This is a genomic window from Flavobacterium tibetense (genome assembly GCF_003293845.1).
Classification (GTDB): domain Bacteria; phylum Bacteroidota; class Bacteroidia; order Flavobacteriales; family Flavobacteriaceae; genus Flavobacterium; species Flavobacterium tibetense.
In genome coordinates, this window is the sequence record NZ_QLST01000015.1 from 36269 (window position 1) to 53568 (window position 17300).

General features: G+C 33.8%; 11 protein-coding genes. 7 read left to right on the forward strand and 4 right to left on the reverse strand.

Going from position 1 to position 17300, the window contains the following annotated elements; genetic code table 11:
* Positions 1 to 29: 29 nt before the first annotated feature.
* Positions 30 to 470 carry a hypothetical protein gene (locus tag DPN68_RS11265; protein WP_113989747.1) on the reverse strand — a complete coding sequence of 147 codons (441 nt, stop codon included), beginning with the start codon at positions 468 to 470 and terminating at the stop codon, positions 30 to 32.
* Positions 470 to 1858: a phosphoglucosamine mutase gene (gene glmM, locus DPN68_RS11270; protein WP_113989748.1), complete on the reverse strand. Its 1389-nt coding sequence runs from the start codon at positions 1856 to 1858 to the stop codon at positions 470 to 472. Before glmM ends, DPN68_RS11265 begins: the two co-directional genes overlap by 1 nt.
* Positions 1859 to 1957: 99 nt before the next feature.
* Between glmM and DPN68_RS11275 the strand changes: the two genes are divergently transcribed.
* From DPN68_RS11275 to DPN68_RS11290, 4 genes are all read left to right on the forward strand, one after another.
* Positions 1958 to 2551: an acyl carrier protein phosphodiesterase gene (locus DPN68_RS11275; protein ID WP_113989749.1), complete on the forward strand. Its 594-nt coding sequence runs from the start codon at positions 1958 to 1960 to the stop codon at positions 2549 to 2551.
* Between the two features lie 49 nt (positions 2552 to 2600).
* Positions 2601 to 4418 (forward strand): chloride channel protein, encoded by a 1818-nt coding sequence (locus DPN68_RS11280; RefSeq protein ID WP_113989750.1) that lies wholly within the window; start codon positions 2601 to 2603, stop codon positions 4416 to 4418.
* An 85-nt stretch (positions 4419 to 4503) separates the two neighbouring features.
* Complete coding sequence (uvrA, locus tag DPN68_RS11285; protein WP_113989751.1) at positions 4504 to 7338, forward strand: excinuclease ABC subunit UvrA; 2835 nt, start codon at positions 4504 to 4506, stop codon at positions 7336 to 7338.
* Between the two features lie 32 nt (positions 7339 to 7370).
* Positions 7371 to 8096 carry an LOG family protein gene (locus DPN68_RS11290; RefSeq protein WP_113989752.1) on the forward strand — a complete coding sequence of 242 codons (726 nt, stop codon included), beginning with the start codon at positions 7371 to 7373 and terminating at the stop codon, positions 8094 to 8096.
* 56 nt (positions 8097 to 8152) lie between these two features.
* Here DPN68_RS11290 and DPN68_RS11295 read toward each other — a convergent pair whose 3' ends face one another.
* On the reverse strand, positions 8153 to 10147 hold the full coding sequence (locus DPN68_RS11295) for an endonuclease (RefSeq protein ID WP_113989760.1): 1995 nt from the start codon (positions 10145 to 10147) through the stop codon (positions 8153 to 8155).
* Positions 10148 to 10334: 187 nt separating this feature from the next.
* Between DPN68_RS11295 and DPN68_RS11300 the strand changes: the two genes are divergently transcribed.
* The 3 genes from DPN68_RS11300 (at position 10335) to DPN68_RS11310 (ending at position 16366) form a co-directional block, all read left to right on the forward strand.
* Complete coding sequence (locus DPN68_RS11300) at positions 10335 to 13145, forward strand: gluzincin family metallopeptidase (protein ID WP_317047783.1); 2811 nt, start codon at positions 10335 to 10337, stop codon at positions 13143 to 13145.
* 179 nt (positions 13146 to 13324) lie between these two features.
* On the forward strand, positions 13325 to 15730 hold the full coding sequence (locus DPN68_RS11305) for an alpha-ketoacid dehydrogenase subunit alpha/beta (RefSeq protein WP_113989754.1): 2406 nt from the start codon (positions 13325 to 13327) through the stop codon (positions 15728 to 15730).
* A 192-nt stretch (positions 15731 to 15922) separates the two neighbouring features.
* Entirely contained in the window at positions 15923 to 16366 is a 444-nt protein-coding gene (locus DPN68_RS11310) for a hypothetical protein (RefSeq protein WP_113989755.1), read from the forward strand.
* A 106-nt stretch (positions 16367 to 16472) separates the two neighbouring features.
* Here DPN68_RS11310 and DPN68_RS11315 read toward each other — a convergent pair.
* The coding region (locus DPN68_RS11315; protein WP_157958503.1) for a transposase at positions 16473 to 17300 on the reverse strand (828 nt) is incomplete at its 5' end.

Sequence of the window (17300 nt, forward strand, 5' to 3'; positions counted from 1 at the left end):
AAAGCTCAACTTTTGGTTGAGCTTTTTTGTTATTGCAAAAATCCAGTTTTTAACTTAATTGCATTTGATTTACAAAATTTTTCTAATCTAAATATTAAATTTCTATCAAATATTATAAATTTTTCAAAAGAGAATGCTTCATGAAAAATAATTTCTGAATTTTCAGAAAAGTATCCTGAACTTTCTATTTCATAACATTGGAGTTTTTTTATTGGAATTACCAACTTTTTTTCTGCAAAATAACTATTTATAAAAACAAAAATGATTTTTTCATCATCAATTTCAAAATTCACTAAAAATTGAGATGGATTACCAAAAATCAAAATTAAATTTAATATTAAAAACGCAATTAATTTGGTTAGTGAATCCGTTTCAAAAAAATAATCAACAATAAAAAACCCTATCACAGTTAACAATAAATTTTGAATGTGATAAGGTATAATCTTAGATTTTATAAAACTTTTATCCATTAAATCCCAGCTATTTCTTTCAATTCTTTTACGAATCTTTCTGCTAAAACATCAGCTTCAGATTGTGTTGGAGCTTCGGTGTAAATTCTAATAATCGGTTCCGTGTTTGATTTTCTTAAATGCACCCATTCTGTTGGGAAATCAATTTTCACTCCGTCAATAGTGGATATGTTTTCGGATTTGTATTTTTCGTTTAACGTTGCTAAAACGTTGTCTACATCAATTTGTGGTGTTAGCTCAATTTTATTTTTACTCATGTAATATTGAGGAAAACTTGCTCTAATTTCGGCAACTGTTTTATTTTGATTTGCCAAATACGTTAAAAACAAAGCCGCACCTACAATACTATCTCTACCATAATGCGATGCTGGATAGATAATTCCGCCATTTCCTTCGCCACCAATGATAGCGTTGGTTTTCTTCATTAATTCAACTACATTTACTTCTCCAACAGCGCTTGCTTGATACGTTCCACCATGTTTTTCTGTAATATCACGTAAAGCTCGAGACGATGACATATTGGAAACTGTATTTCCTGGAGTTTTTGATAAAACGTAATCCGCAACAGCTACCAAAGTATACTCTTCCCCAAACATTTCACCGTCATTGGAAATGAAAGCTAAACGGTCTACATCTGGATCAACAACAATTCCAAAATCCGCTTTTTCTTCTACTACCAATTTACAAATATCGCCCAAATGTTCTTTTAAAGGTTCTGGATTGTGCGGAAAATGACCGTTTGGTTCGCAATATAATTTAACAACTTCTACACCCATTTGTTCTAATAGATTTGGGATAATAATTCCACCTGAGGAATTTACGCCATCCACAACTACTTTGAATTTCTTAGTTTTAACCAAATCGGCATCAACCAAAGGCAATTCCAAAACTTCATCAATGTGAATATCCATGTAAGCGTGGTTTTCAGTAACTTCTCCCAATGCATCCACATCAGCAAAATCAAAAGCTTCGGCTTCTGCAATTTCTAATATTTTTGCACCATCAGCACCGCTTAAAAATTCACCTTTGGCATTCAATAATTTTAAAGCGTTCCATTGTTTTGGATTGTGTGAAGCTGTCAGAATAATTCCACCATCTGCTTTTTCCATTGGAACCGCAATTTCAACCGTTGGTGTTGTAGATAAACCTAAATCGATAACGTCAATTCCTAATCCAACTAATGTATTGACTACCAAATTATGAATCATGGGTCCAGAAATTCTAGCATCTCTACCAATTACAACCTTTAGTTTATTTTTTACTATGTTTTGTTTCAGAAATGTTCCGTATGCAGATGCAAATTTTACAGCGTCAACTGGAGTTAGATTATCTCCTACTTTTCCGCCAATAGTTCCGCGAATTCCTGATATTGATTTTATTAATGTCATGACTAATTGTAATTTTGAAATACAAATATATAAGATGTAGCTCGCAATGACACAATGACGCAAAGATTTTTTTATATATTTACGAAAATAACTTACAACATGAATTTTCTTGCTCATATTTATTTATCTGGTGAAAACGATTTACTTAAAATTGGTAATTTCATGGCAGATAGCATTAGAGGTTCAAAGTATTTAAGTTATCCCAAAGACATTCAAAAAGGGGTTTTATTGCATCGTCATATTGATAGTTTTACTGATTTTCATCCCATTTACAGAAAAAGTAAACATCGCTTGCATGAAAAATACGGACATTATTCGGGTGTAATTATGGATATTATGTATGATCATTTTTTGGCTAAAAATTGGAATGCATTTTCTGAAATTTCTTTAGAAAAATATGCCGCTTCGTTTTATGAATTATTGCAAAAGGAAGAAAGCCTTTTAACAGAACGAACAAAAAACATGATTCCTTACATGATTGCTCAAAACTGGCTCGTAAGTTATTCTAGTTTAGAAGGCTTAGAAACCATTTTATTCCAAATGGACTACCGAACAAAGAATAGAGTCAATATGCCGAAAGCAATGGAAGAACTCAAACAATTTGAAACGGAATTTGAATCGGAGTTTTTTGCTTTTTTTGAAGAATTACAACTTTCTTGCCAACAAAAATTGATAGAATTAGAAACTTACTAATTTCAAATTCTAATAGAAATAAGTACCTTCGCAGTAAATTTAAAAGTTCATGCATAAGAAAAAATCATTCGCTATTTCTACGTTTTTACATAAAAACTTCAGACGTTTGGAGCGATTTGTTTTTCTATTAAAATCTCTGCTTACACCTCGACAATTTATTTACCTTTCTTGTGTTCTGGTGGGGATTTCATCTGCATTGGCGGTAATTATTCTAAAAACATTTGCACATTGGGTTTTTAAAATGTCGCAACAATTGGATGATTTTCTTCATTTACCTTATAGTAATAGTACGTTACCAATCATTGGAATTGTCATCACTGTAATCATTGTAAAGAAAGTTTTAGATGGTTCTATAGAAAAAGGAACTTCGCAAATCATGTATGCTGTGGCAAAAAAGCGCGGTATCATGCCAAGAAAACAAATGTTTGCCCAAATTATAACCAGTTCATTCACGGTTGGTATGGGTGGAAGTGCTGGTTTAGAATCACCAATTACCATTACAGGAGCGGCTTTTGGAAGTAATTATGCTCAAAATTACCGATTGAGTTATAAAGATAGAACACTGTTATTAGCTTGTGGTGTTGCAGCTGGAATTGGAGCTGCTTTTAATGCGCCAATTGCAGGTGTTTTGTTTGCTATCGAAGTAGTTTTGGCAGAAATCAGTATTACAGCGTTTATACCAATTATGATTAGTGCGGCTACTGGTGCTTTGGTTTCAACGGTGATGTTGAATGAAGATATTTTATTTTCGTTCAAAAAAGTACAATTTTTTGATTATCACAATTTGCCCTATTATATTTTACTGGGTGTTTTGTGTGGATTGGTTTCCATAAATTACGCTAGAACTTTTAGAAAAATAGAACATTATTTTGCTCATTTGAAGTTCAATGTTATCAATAAAGCCCTTTTTGGAGCAGGAATTTTAGGTGTTTTGATTTTCTTTTTCCCATCACTTTTTGGTGAAGGATATGAAAGTATCAAATTACTAGCCGATACTAATCCTGAAAAACTAGTACAAAACACCGTTTTTGAACGTTTTCAAGACTCTAAATGGATTTTATTACTATTTGTTGGTGCTACCATGCTAATCAAAGTTTACGCAACCAGTTTAACATTGGGAGCTGGTGGAAATGGTGGTAACTTCGCTCCTTCTCTATTTGTTGGTTCCTATTTGGGATTTTGTGTAGCGTATTTTATTAATTTAACAGGAATTTCTAAACTATCCGTAGGAAATTTCACTTTAGTTGGAATGGCTGGAATATTAAGCGGATTGTTTCATGCACCACTAACTGCTATTTTCTTAATTGCTGAAATTACGGGCGGATATAACTTGATGGTTCCTTTAATGTTAGTTTCTTCAATAAGTTTTGCCATTTCCAAACGATTTGAACCTCATTCATTTGATATTAAAGGTTTTGCAGATAAAGGCGAAGTTTTTACAGACAATCGAGATGCCAATATTTTAAATTCTATTGATGTTGCCAAATTAATTCAAACCGATTTTAAACCGATTTCAGTTAGTGCTAATTTGAACGAATTAGTGGAGAAAATTCAGCAATCCGATGCGGATATTTTTCCTGTTTTGGACGAGAAAAACAGGTTATTAGGATTGATTTTATTAGACGAAATCCGACCAACTGTTTTCTCTCAGTTCAAAGTCAAATACACTTCTACCAATGAAATCATGCAACAACCCAAAGAAATTATCTTTTATGATGAAACACTTGAAACCATCATGGATAAATTTGATGCTTCGGGTTGTAAAGTGTTACCTGTTTTAAAAGATGGAATCTTCCTTGGCTTTATTCACAAGCATTTGGTTTTAGAAAAATACAGAATGCGTTTGAAGTCGATGATTATTGAGTAAACAAAATTTATTTAACAAATTCTTATTCTAACTTCAACCTAAATTTTCGTGCCAAAATCAGTATCTTTGCGTTTTGCCAAAAATTATGCAACACACAACTGAAGAAACTATTGAAATTATTGGTGCCAGAGCCCATAATCTTAAAAATATTGACGTATCCATTCCACGCGAAAAGCTTGTGGTTATTACAGGTTTATCGGGTTCAGGAAAGTCGTCATTAGCTTTTGATACCATTTATGCCGAAGGACAACGAAGATATATCGAAACCTTTTCGGCTTATGCACGTCAGTTTTTGGGTGGATTAGAACGTCCAGATGTAGATAAAATTGACGGACTTTCGCCAGTAATTGCTATTGAGCAAAAAACCACTAGTAAATCACCACGTTCTACTGTGGGAACAATTACTGAAATTTACGATTTCTTACGTTTGTTGTACGCAAGAGGAGCCGATGCTTTTAGTTACAATTCAGGTGAAAAAATGGTTTCGTATTCTGACGAGCAAATTAAGTCACTGATTTTAGAAGATTTCAATGGCAAACGCATCAATATTTTGGCACCAGTTGTTCGTTCTCGTAAAGGACATTATCGCGAATTATTTGAGCAAATTGCCAAACAAGGTTTCTTAAAAGTTCGTGTAAATGGTCAAATTCGGGATTTAGAATTTGGTATGAAAGTCGATCGTTATAAAACGCATGATATTGAAATTGTAATTGATAGAATGGCAATTGATACCGAAGAAGATACCGACAAGCGTTTATCAGAAAGTATCAAAACCGCTATGTATCATGGTGATGATGTGATGATGGTGATTGAACAAGAAAGTCAGGAAGTACGTTTTTACAGCCGTAATTTAATGTGTCCAACTTCTGGAATTTCGTATCCAAATCCGGAACCTAATAATTTTTCATTCAACTCACCAAAAGGCGCTTGTCCAACATGTAACGGATTGGGAACTGTGAATGAAATCAACTTAAAAAAAATCATTCCAAATCCAAAATCATCTATAAAAAATGGTGGTTTTGCTCCTTTGGGCGAATATAAAAGTTCTTGGATTTTCAAACAATTAGAAATTATTGCACAAAAATATGATTTCAAAATAACCGATGCCATCGAAAGCATTCCACAGGAAGCAATGAATGTTATTTTATATGGTGGAAATGAAAAATTCTCTGTCGTATCAAAGGTTATGGGAATTACCAAAGATTATAAAATCGATTTTGAAGGAATTTCTAACTTCATTAAAAATCAATACGATAATTCGGATTCGGCAAGTATCAAACGTTGGGCAAAAGAATTCATGGATGAAAACGATTGTCCCGATTGCGAAGGAACTCGTTTGAGAAAAGAATCTTTATATTTCAAATTAAACGGAAAAAATATCGGCGAATTAGTGCAAATGGACATTGCCGAATTATCCGAATGGTTTGCCGATTTAGATAATCATTTGTCTGAAAAACAAAAAATTATAGCCGTAGAAGTTGTTAAAGAAATTACAGCTAGATTGCAATTTTTGTTAGATGTTGGTTTGAATTACTTATCATTAAATAGAAGTTCAAAATCACTTTCTGGTGGTGAAGCGCAACGTATTCGATTGGCAACGCAAATTGGTTCGCAATTGGTTGGAGTTTTGTATATTTTAGATGAACCAAGTATCGGTTTGCACCAAAGAGATAATGAAAGACTAATCAAATCGCTAGAAAGTTTGCGAGATATCGGTAATTCAGTAATCGTAGTAGAACACGACAAAGACATGATTGAACGTGCAGATTATGTAATTGATATTGGGCCAAAAGCGGGCCGATTTGGCGGTGAAATCATCAGTATTGGAACGCCAAAAGAGATTTTAAAACACAATACCATTACCGCACAATATTTAAACGGTAAAATGAAGATTGAAGTGCCGAAAACTCGTAGAGAAGGCAACGGAAAATCCATCAAATTATCGGGTGCTACGGGAAATAATTTAAAAAATGTTTCGATTACAATTCCGTTAGGAAAATTAGTTTGTGTAACGGGTGTTTCGGGAAGTGGAAAATCAACATTGATTAACGAAACTTTATATCCGATATTAAACGCGCATTTTTTCAATGCAGTAAAAAAACCACAACCGTATAAAAAAATTGAAGGTTTAGAGCATATTGATAAAGTAATCGACATTGACCAAAGTCCGATTGGAAGAACACCACGTTCTAATCCAGCGACTTACACCGATGTTTTTTCGGAAATTAGAAGTTTGTACACACTTACTCCTGAAGCTCAAATAAGAGGCTATAAACCAGGTAGGTTCAGTTTTAATGTAAAAAGCGGAAGATGTGAAACCTGTGAAGGTTCGGGGGTTAGAACCATTGAAATGAGCTTTTTACCAGATGTTTATGTGGAATGCGAAACCTGTATGGGAAAACGTTTTAACAGAGAAACTTTGGAAATTCGCTACAAAGGAAAATCGATTTCTGATGTGTTGAATATGACAGTAGATGAAGCGGTAGATTTCTTTGAAAATATTCCAAAAATCTATCGAAAAGTAAAAACCATTCAAGATGTTGGATTGGGTTACATCACATTAGGTCAGCAAAGTACGACACTTTCAGGTGGTGAAGCACAACGTATTAAATTGGCAACCGAATTATCTAAAAAAGATACTGGAAACACCTTTTATATTTTAGATGAACCAACAACTGGACTACATTTTGAAGACATTAGAGTGTTAATGGATGTAATTAATGTGTTGGTTGAAAAAGGAAACACCGTTTTAATTATCGAACATAATTTAGATGTTGTCAAATTAGCTGATTATGTAATTGATATTGGTTACGAAGGTGGAAAAGGCGGCGGAGAAGTCGTAGCAAAAGGAACTCCTGAAGAAATTATAAAAAATAAAAAAAGCTACACAGCACAGTTTTTGAAAAAAGAATTATCTTAGCGGGCTTATTAAATTTTAAAACTGAAAAGAAAATGTTAGAAGAGCAATACGAAAACGAAGATCACAGAATTCAAGAGAAATTCAAACAAAAAACTTGGAACGAAATAAGAACTAACGATTCTTGGGCGATATTTAAAATCATGTCCGAATTCGTGAATGGTTACGAATCAATGGGAAGAATTGGTCCTTGTGTTTCCATTTTTGGTTCGGCAAGAACAAAACCAGAAGACAAATACTATTTATTAGCTGAAAAAATCGCTTACAAAATCAGTAAAGGTGGTTATGGTGTAATTACCGGTGGTGGTCCTGGAATTATGGAAGCTGGAAACAAAGGCGCACATCACGGTGGCGGAACATCAGTGGGATTAAACATTGAATTGCCTTTTGAACAACATTTTAATCCGTATATTGATAAAGACAAAAACTTAAACTTTGATTATTTCTTCGTAAGAAAAGTAATGTTTGTAAAATATTCGCAAGGTTTTGTGGTAATGCCTGGTGGCTTTGGAACCTTAGACGAATTATTTGAAGCGGTAACATTAATCCAAACGAAAAAGATTGGTAAATTTCCAATTATCTTAGTTGGAACTGAATTTTGGTCGGGATTATTGGATTGGATTAAAACCGTTATGATTGACAAAATGAAAAACGCTAGTCCAGAAGACATGAACTTAATCAAAGTTGTGGATACCGAAGATGAAGTATTAGAAGCTTTAGACAACTTCTATAAAAAATACAACTTATCACCCAACTTCTAAAAAAAAAGCGCTGAAAATAAAACTTCAGCGCTTTTTTTATGTCTTTAAATTTTTATTTACTTCACTACTATTTTTCTAGTTAATGATTGATTTCCGTTAGAGACTTTTACCAAATATACACCAGCCGCTAAAGACAAATCCATTCTAGTTTCGTTTGTGAAAGTTGTCTCTTGAATTAATTGTCCTGTAACGTTGTAAATTTCGGCTTTCGAGCTTCCTGATAAGCCAGAAATTACAATATAATCTGTTGTTGGATTGGGATATACTTTTATTGCATTGGCATCAAAAGTTGTTGAAGATAAAGCAGCAAACCAAGGTTGACCAAAATTAGCTCCATAAATATAATCAGCCAATAAAGGATAATCAATAAACGGATTACGGTTCATTTGCCAGTTGTAAATGATATTATTTCTATTCATTTCAAAGTCATCTCTAGGATCTTGTGTATTCCAAGTTAATAAAGTGGCTAAATCACCTATTTGGAAAGAAGGATTTCCTCCGCTTAATTCTGCAGGATCACCATTTACAAGATTCAGGTCACTGAAACGAACACCCATATAAAACAAGGCTCTTGAAACATCACCTTTCCAAGAACCAAAATTTCCTGAATAACCTGAATAAGTTGTTGAAGTTGTTGTATTACCAAAATTTTTATTCCCTCTTGAAGAGTTTTCTTGTCCGCTCTCTGCTCTAATATGATGTGCATCGGAAACTCCATCAACTGTATTACTTGCACTTGTGGATGTCCAAAAGTTAATTCCATCTGCTATATTAATTTCTGGAATTACAAAACCACCTCTCGATTGTGGGAAAATGTGTTCTCTGTTCCATTTTCCAACAATACTACTAGTATTTTGTTGGTCTAACTTTGCCATTGGTGCTTCAATATACATTGCCCAAATTTGATTGTTATTTTCTGGATTTCTATCAGCATCTCTCAAAACTTCCCACATATCAGCATAACTATGTAAACGCACAACTGCTGGATTGGCAATAATATCTTGTACAGCTTGTTTTAAAGTAGCGCCTGATAAACCTTCCAAAGAATCATAATAACCCGCTGGAATTTGTGGCGTAACAATTCCATCTGTAGGATTTAATGGCGTTCCCCAAGGATCTGTGGCAAAATTAATATCGTAAACACGAATAAGAATATTGTCATTATTAGCAGAGTAACCAAAAGGAATAGTTTGGAATTTAAACAACATTTCCTCATCACCTTCATCTATACCATCATTTATAATGTTTATTCCGTTTTGAACTGTAGTTTCTCCAACAGGAATTACCACTGTTAAACCACCTGAAAAATCTAGATTTGTGAAATTCCCATTAGCTAAAGTGAAATTTAAAATCAAATTTTCGTTTTGAACAGGTTCACTAGTTGTAAACGTAATATTAAAACTATCGCCTTCTGTAAAACTCGTTTGTGGAAACGAAACCGAAATATAATTAATTGGAATACCCGAACCGTCATTATTAACGCCTGGTGTTGGTGTTTTTACTTCGTATGTTCCATCATTTTTTCTTTGAATGGAATTCACATCATTCTCTGTATAAAAGGAAGTAGAAGGAATTCCTAATTGTCCCATTAAATAAGTTGGCTGTGTGGTATTATTAGAGTGAGCAAAAGCATCTACCAAATTCGGAACATCAAATGTGGCTGAATCAAGAGGAAAATCTGTACCATTTCCTAGATAAAGGGTCACAACACAAGAAGTATTTTGAATTCCATTGTTTGGTATAATAAATGCAGGTGTTGGTGAAACCTGAGAATTACCCAAAAGAACTATTCCATTAATATCAGTTACTAATCCATCAAGATCAATAGTTCTGTAAATTGAATTTGTTGAAGCTCTATAAAAAACTAAAACATAACCATCTAAAGGATAATTGGGTAAAGCAATTCCACCAGCATCAAAAGACTTTAATTCAACAAATTCTTTAACATCGGTTCCTGGAGTATCAGCATCTAATTCATTAATAACAACCGTTTGCGAAAAACCATAGGATACGCAAATTAAAAAAAAGTAGGTAAGTAATTTTTGGAACATAACAATATTTTTAACAAAGATAGCATTTTCACGTTGTAACAACTTAATTCTCAGAGAATCATAACATTTTTTTAGCATTTAGTTTAATTTAAAACAAATTAAATCAAATCAGCTATCATTTTCGTAAGTAAAATTGTGTTATACGCAACCTTTTTCATATACTTGTAATCTTATTAATAAACAGCAATTGAACAATAAATTTTTTCATAGTGTAATTTGGTTTTGCTTTACCACAATTGGTTTTGCACAGCATTTTAATGCCATGAAAGTTCGTGTGAACACCGATGAAAAAACTTTACTTGTTCAACAAGAATTGACCTTTCAAAACAGTTCGCCCGATACATTAAAAACAATTATCCTGAATGATTGGAATCATGCTTTTTCTTCCAAAAGCTCTGCGCTTGCCAACCGTTTTTCAGATGAATTTGTTCGTGCTTTTCACTTGGCTAATGAAAGTGATCGCGGTTATACTCAAATCAATTCGGTTACAGATGAAAAATTCCAAACCATACAATGGAAAAGAAATGAAAAAGCAGTCGACATTGTTGAAATAACGCTAAATCAGCCTATTCCGCCCTACTCTAGCCAAAAAATCATGTTAACGTATTTGATTAAAATTCCAAATAATCGCTTTACGAAATACGGGTATGATTCCAACGGGAAACTATATTTGAAAGATTGGTTTTTGAGTCCGGCTCGTTATGAAAACAGACGATTTTTACTTCAAAGCAATGAAAATCTAAACGACAAAACCAATGCACTTGCCAATTATTCCATAGAAGTAGAAATCCCTAAAAACTATTATCTAGCTTCCAATTTAAAAACCGATAAAAGAGACAATCATTGGCTATTAACTGGTAAAAATTATTTGGATGTTGAATTAGTCGTAACTCCCAATGAAGATTTTACCAATTATTCCAATGAATTCATCGAAGTAAGTTCGAGTTTAAGAAGCAATCGCATTAGTGATATCCAACATGCATTGGTAATTGATAAAATCACAAGATTTACAGCTGAAAAAATTGGAAAACCAGTTAGTAAAAAAATACTTGTTTCTCAGGAAGATTACAATCGTGAACCGTATTATGGGTTGAACCAGTTACCCGCATTTTTGAGTCCGTATCCCAATGAATTGATGTTTGAATTGATGTTCCTAAAAACGTATTTGAACAACTATTTAAAAGCCAATTTACAACTCAATAACCGCAAAGAATATTGGATTTCAGATGGAATTCAAATCTTCTTAATGATGCAATATGTGAGCGAATTTCACCCCGATTTAAAAATGACTGGAAACTTAGCCAGCTTCAAAATCCTGAAATCGTATAACTTAATTAATATTGATTTCAACCAACAATACAACTATTTGTACATGTTAATGGCTAGAAAAAATCTAGACCAACCGTTAGCTGAATCCAAAGAAAATTTAGTCAAATTTAACGAACAAATTTCAAGTAAATATCGTGCTGGATTGAGTTTCAATTATCTTGATAACTATTTGGGAAATGATATTGTGGCAAAAAGTATTCAAGAATTTATTACCAATAGTGCCGAATGTCCCACTTCTAAATATGACTTGGAATACATTCTAAAGAAAAACACCAAAGAAGATATCAATTGGTTTTTTGAAACGGTAATCAATACACGAAAATTAATCGATTTTAAATTTGGAAACGTTAAGAAAACAGACGAAAATGTAACCGTTACCATCAAGAACAAAACACAAACTAATGTTCCTATTTCCTTTTACGGACTCAAAAATGATACGGTTGTTTTTAAAAAATGGATTACCAATGTTTCCACCGATACTACTTTTGTCGTACCAAGAAATGGCGCTGACAAACTCACATTAAACTATTTCAATGAAATTCCGGAATACAATTTGAGAAACAACTGGAAATCACTAAAAGGATTTTTCTACAACAATCGTCCGTTAAAATTGAATTTCTTTCGCGATTTGGAAGAACCTTATTACAACCAATTGTTCTATGTTCCTGAATTTGAGTTTAATTTGTATGACGGCTTGGCTTTTGGGATGAATTTAAATAACAAATCACTGCTCAATAAACCTTTTAATTTTAGCGTTACACCTTTTTATTCGCCCAATACACAAAGTTTAGTAGGAAAAGCTTCGTTTTCTATGGATCAACTTTTTAGAGACGAAGGCAGTTTGTACCGCATTCGTTATATTATGTCGGCAAGCCAGTTTCATTATGCGCCTGATGCTCGTTATACCAAAATTAGCCCAACGGTTCAATTTCTATTCCGAGATAAGAATTTACGACGCAACAAAAATGAATTCATTCAAATGCGCCAATTGTTTGCCAGCAGAGAAAGTTCGCCTTTTATTGTAGACATCAATACCGAAGATTACAACTTGTTCAACATCAAATATGGCAATATCCAATCGGAAGGAACCAAACATTTCAGTTTCCTTTCTGATTTGCAAGTCGCGAATTCTTTTGGAAAAGTCTACACCGAAATTCATTACCGAAAACTTTTCGAAAACAACCGTCAAATCAGTTTGCGTTTCTTCGCTGGAACTTTCTTGTATCGCAGTACCACTTCCGATTTTTTTAGTTTTGGATTGGATCAACCTACTGATTATATGTTTGAACAACCGCTTTTGGGAAGAAGCGAAACTACTGGTTTGTATAGTCAACAATACGTGTATGCCGAAGGCGGTTTTAAATCTAAATTTGATGTACGTTTTGCTAATCAATGGATGACCACAACCAACGCTACTTTCAATATTTGGAATTGGGTGCAAGTCTATGGCGATATTGGACTATTTAAAAATCAATACCAAAGTCCAAGATTTGTGTACGATTCTGGATTTCATTTAAATTTGGTTCCTGATTATTTTGAACTTTTTTTCCCAGTATATTCTTCCAATGGATTTGCATTCAACGAGAACAATTATGACGAAAAAATCCGATTTGTTGTAACACTCTCACCTCAAACCTTAATCTCGCTTTTCACTAGAAAATGGTTTTAGTAATTAATTTTACTTAATTTATTACATTATCAATATCAAAAGTAGTTTATTTTGCTTATTTTTTACATAATTTACATCTGTTTTGGCTGATTATTGAAAATAATTAAAATTTTCTATTTCACCATCTTGTTTGGTATTGCCGAATTAATTACATTTGTAACAATTCAATTATTTTATTTATGAATAAAGCTGCCGAAAAAGAAATTTTATCTTTTGAAGATTTCAAAACAGAAGTTTTAAACGACTATAAAATTGCCACTGTTAGTAGAGAATGTAGTTTATTGGGAAGAAGAGAAGTACTAACAGGAAAAGCAAAATTTGGAATTTTCGGTGATGGAAAAGAAGTACCACAATTAGCACTTGCCAAATCGTTTCAAAACGGCGACTTCCGTTCAGGATATTACCGTGACCAAACCTTTATGATGGCAATTGGCGCCATGAATATCCAACAATTTTTTGCCGGATTATACGGCCATACCGATATTAACCAAGATCCAATGAGCGCCGGTCGTCAAATGGGTGGGCATTTTGCTACGCACAGTTTGGACGAAAATGGGCAATGGAAAAACTTAACCGAACAAAAAAATTCAAGTGCCGACATCTCTCCTACTGCTGGACAAATGCCGCGTTTACTTGGTTTGGCACAAGCTTCTAAAATTTTCAGAAATGTAAAAGGTTTGGAAGAATTTACCAATTTCTCTAAACAAGGAAATGAAGTCGCTTGGGGAACTATTGGAAATGCTTCTACTTCAGAAGGTTTGTTTTTTGAAACTATCAATGCTGCTGGTGTTTTACAAGTACCAATGGTAATGAGCGTTTGGGATGACGAATACGGAATTTCGGTTCACGCACGCCATCAAACGACAAAAGAAAATATTTCGGAAATTTTAGCAGGTTTCCAACGTGATGAAAATAAAAATGGCTACGAAATTCTTCGTGTGAAAGGTTGGGATTATCCAGCATTGGTAGAAACTTATCAAAAAGCATCAAAAATTGCTAGAGAAGAACACGTTCCCGTTTTAATTCACGTAAACGAACTTACACAACCGCAAGGACATTCCACTTCGGGAAGTCACGAGCGTTATAAAAGTAAAGAGCGTTTGGCATGGGAAACGGAATTTGATTGTGTGGCACAAATGAGACAATGGATGCTTGCCAATAATATCGCTACGGAAGAAGAACTAGCCGAAATTGAAACTACCGCTAAAAAAGACGTTTTAGAAGGTAAAAAAGCCGCTTGGACTGCTTTTACAGCACCAATTAAAGCCGAACAACAAGAATTAGTAGCGTTATTAAATACGATTGCGGCTTCAAGTGCTAACAAAGTATTTATTGAAAAATATGCTAACGATTTAGCAGCAATCAAAGAACCAATTAGAAAAGACATCATCACTACCGCAAGAAAGATTTTGCGAATGATTATTGGTGAAAACGGTCAAAGTCAATTGGCAACATGGATTACCAATTATACCAATACGATCCAACCGAAATTCAGTTCGCATTTGTTCTCGCAATCCGATAAAAATGTGTTTTCGGTGCAAGAAGTGAAACCAACTTACGATGAAACAGCGGAAGAAGTAGATGCGCGTTTGGTTTTACGTGATAATTTCGATGCTATTTTTGCTAAATATCCAGAAACATTGATTTTTGGTGAAGATTCAGGAAACATTGGTGACGTAAACCAAGGTTTGGAAGGCATGCAAGAAAAATACGGAGAATTCCGTGTGGCGGATGCTGGAATTCGTGAAGCTACTATTTTAGGACAAGGAATTGGAATGGCGATGCGTGGTTTACGACCAATTGCAGAAATTCAATATTTGGATTATTTATTGTATGCCATTCAAATTATGAGTGACGATTTAGCCACTTTACAATACAGAACGCACGGCAAACAAAAAGCACCGTTAATCATTAGAACGCGTGGACACCGTTTAGAAGGCATTTGGCATTCAGGTTCGCCAATGGGAATGATTATTAATGCGATTCGTGGTATTCATGTTTTGGTACCAAGAAATATGACCAAAGCCGCTGGATTTTACAATACGCTATTAGAAACCGACGAACCAGCTTTAATCGTAGAATGTTTGAACGGCTACCGTCTGAAAGAAAAAATGCCAACCAATTTAGGAACTTTTAAAACACCAATTGGTGTAGTAGAAACCATTAAAGAAGGAAGCGATATTACGTTAGTTTCTTATGGTTCTACCATACGTTTAGTAGAACAAGCTGCCAAAGAATTAGAAACTGTTGGTATTAGTGCGGAGATTATTGATATTCAATCGCTTTTACCTTTTGATATCAATCATGACATTGTGAAATCGGTTGCGAAAACGAACCGTTTGTTAGTAATTGATGAAGACGTTCCTGGTGGTGCAAGTGCTTATATTTTACAAGAAATTGTAGAAAACCAAAAAGCGTATCGCCATTTAGACAGCGAACCACAAACATTAGCCGCACAACCGCATAGACCAGCCTACGGCACCGACGGCGATTATTTCTCTAAACCAAGTGTAGAAGACATCTTCGAAAAAGTGTACGCCATTATGCACGAAGCGAATCCAAAGAAATTTCCAAGTTTGTATTAATACCAGAATCCCGATGAAAATCGGGATTTTTTTGTAAGAGGTTTTTTGTATATTTGATCTTGAATAAAAAATAATACGCAATAATGGTTAAGTAAAGCTATATGAAAACAGTTTGCTTTATTTATCTTATTGCAAAAACTAAATATATATACAAGTTGGCAAACATTATATTATAATTCATAATAGTAATATATGAATAAAAAGTACCCATATACAGAAAAACACACAAGAGAACAACTTGAGAAAGCAAACCCTAATTTGTATGTAAAAAAATCTAAAATAAATCGTAAGAAGTTAATAGCAACAATTTTTGGAACCCTAGTTATATTATTTGTTATTGGAATATGGAATTATCGAACTGAGAAACATCTAAGAAATAATGGCGTCCAAACAACAGCAACAATATCTTCTATTAAATCGGAATATAGGCGAATAAATGATTTGGAACTTACACGGATTCATACCTATAGTATTGAATATAAATTTCTTTATAATTCTGATACAGTTAGTGGCTTAGATATTATCCGAAAAGAAGAGCTTAATGAATATTTCGATAATATGCCAAAAGTGAATGACTCAATAGAAATATTATACGATATCGAAAAAATTGAACATAGTAGTATAAAAAAGAAATAACGTTTGCTAACAGCGGTAACTGTTGCATAACTACCATTTTTTAAATAAAATTTCAAAAAACATAAAATTCCGAACTCGTTTAAGCACTTTTAAGCGAGGTTTTATTTTAGTTCATGTACAAAATTCTAATTTTTAGAAAGCTTAAAATTGAGTTATTGTTGTCTAAAAAGACCGTTTTTATAAAAGCAAAGTACTTCCCTTGTTTTAGGGAAATAACTTGGGCTAAAACACTTGGTTTTTTGATGGTAAAACGCAAGTATTTCTTCAAGTTGTAGGTTAAACTTGCCATGAGTACATGTTTGTTTGCGTTTTTGATGCCTCGGGTGTTGACTCGTTTCATGTTCGTGAAGTTGACCAAGGTTCCAATCACAGGTTCGACTGTTTTACTTCGTATTCTCGACATCTTTTTGGCATATTTGGCATTTTGTGTGAGTTTTTGATGCATACGGTCGTAATGTTCTTTGTGGATGCTATCGTCTAGCTTTTTAAACTTAGTGCTTTTGCCACAACATTGTTCTCTGAGTGGGCAGTTTTTACAGTCACTCTCGCTGCTTCGGTACGTGCGTTTGGTGTAGCCTTTACTATCCGTTTTTTCGCCTTTGAAAAGGAGTTTGGCTTGGTTGCCTTCGGGTTTAGTGCATTGGTAATAATTTTCCTCTTTGTTGAAGGTAAAACCTTCGCGCTCGGGTTTGTATTGCCCGAAGTTAGGAATGTAGGCATCAATATTTTTTTTATGTAAATACGCCAACGCTTCGCCACTGCTGTAACCGCCATCGGCTAAAAGTTCTTCTAATTCAATGTCGTTTTCGTTTAGGTTTTCTTCGATAAGTTCCACAATTTTTTCTAAACATTGACTATCGCGCTTGTCTGCAAAATCAGAACACGCTCCAGTAATAACATGGTGTGCATCGTCTACTGCGATTTGTCCAAAATA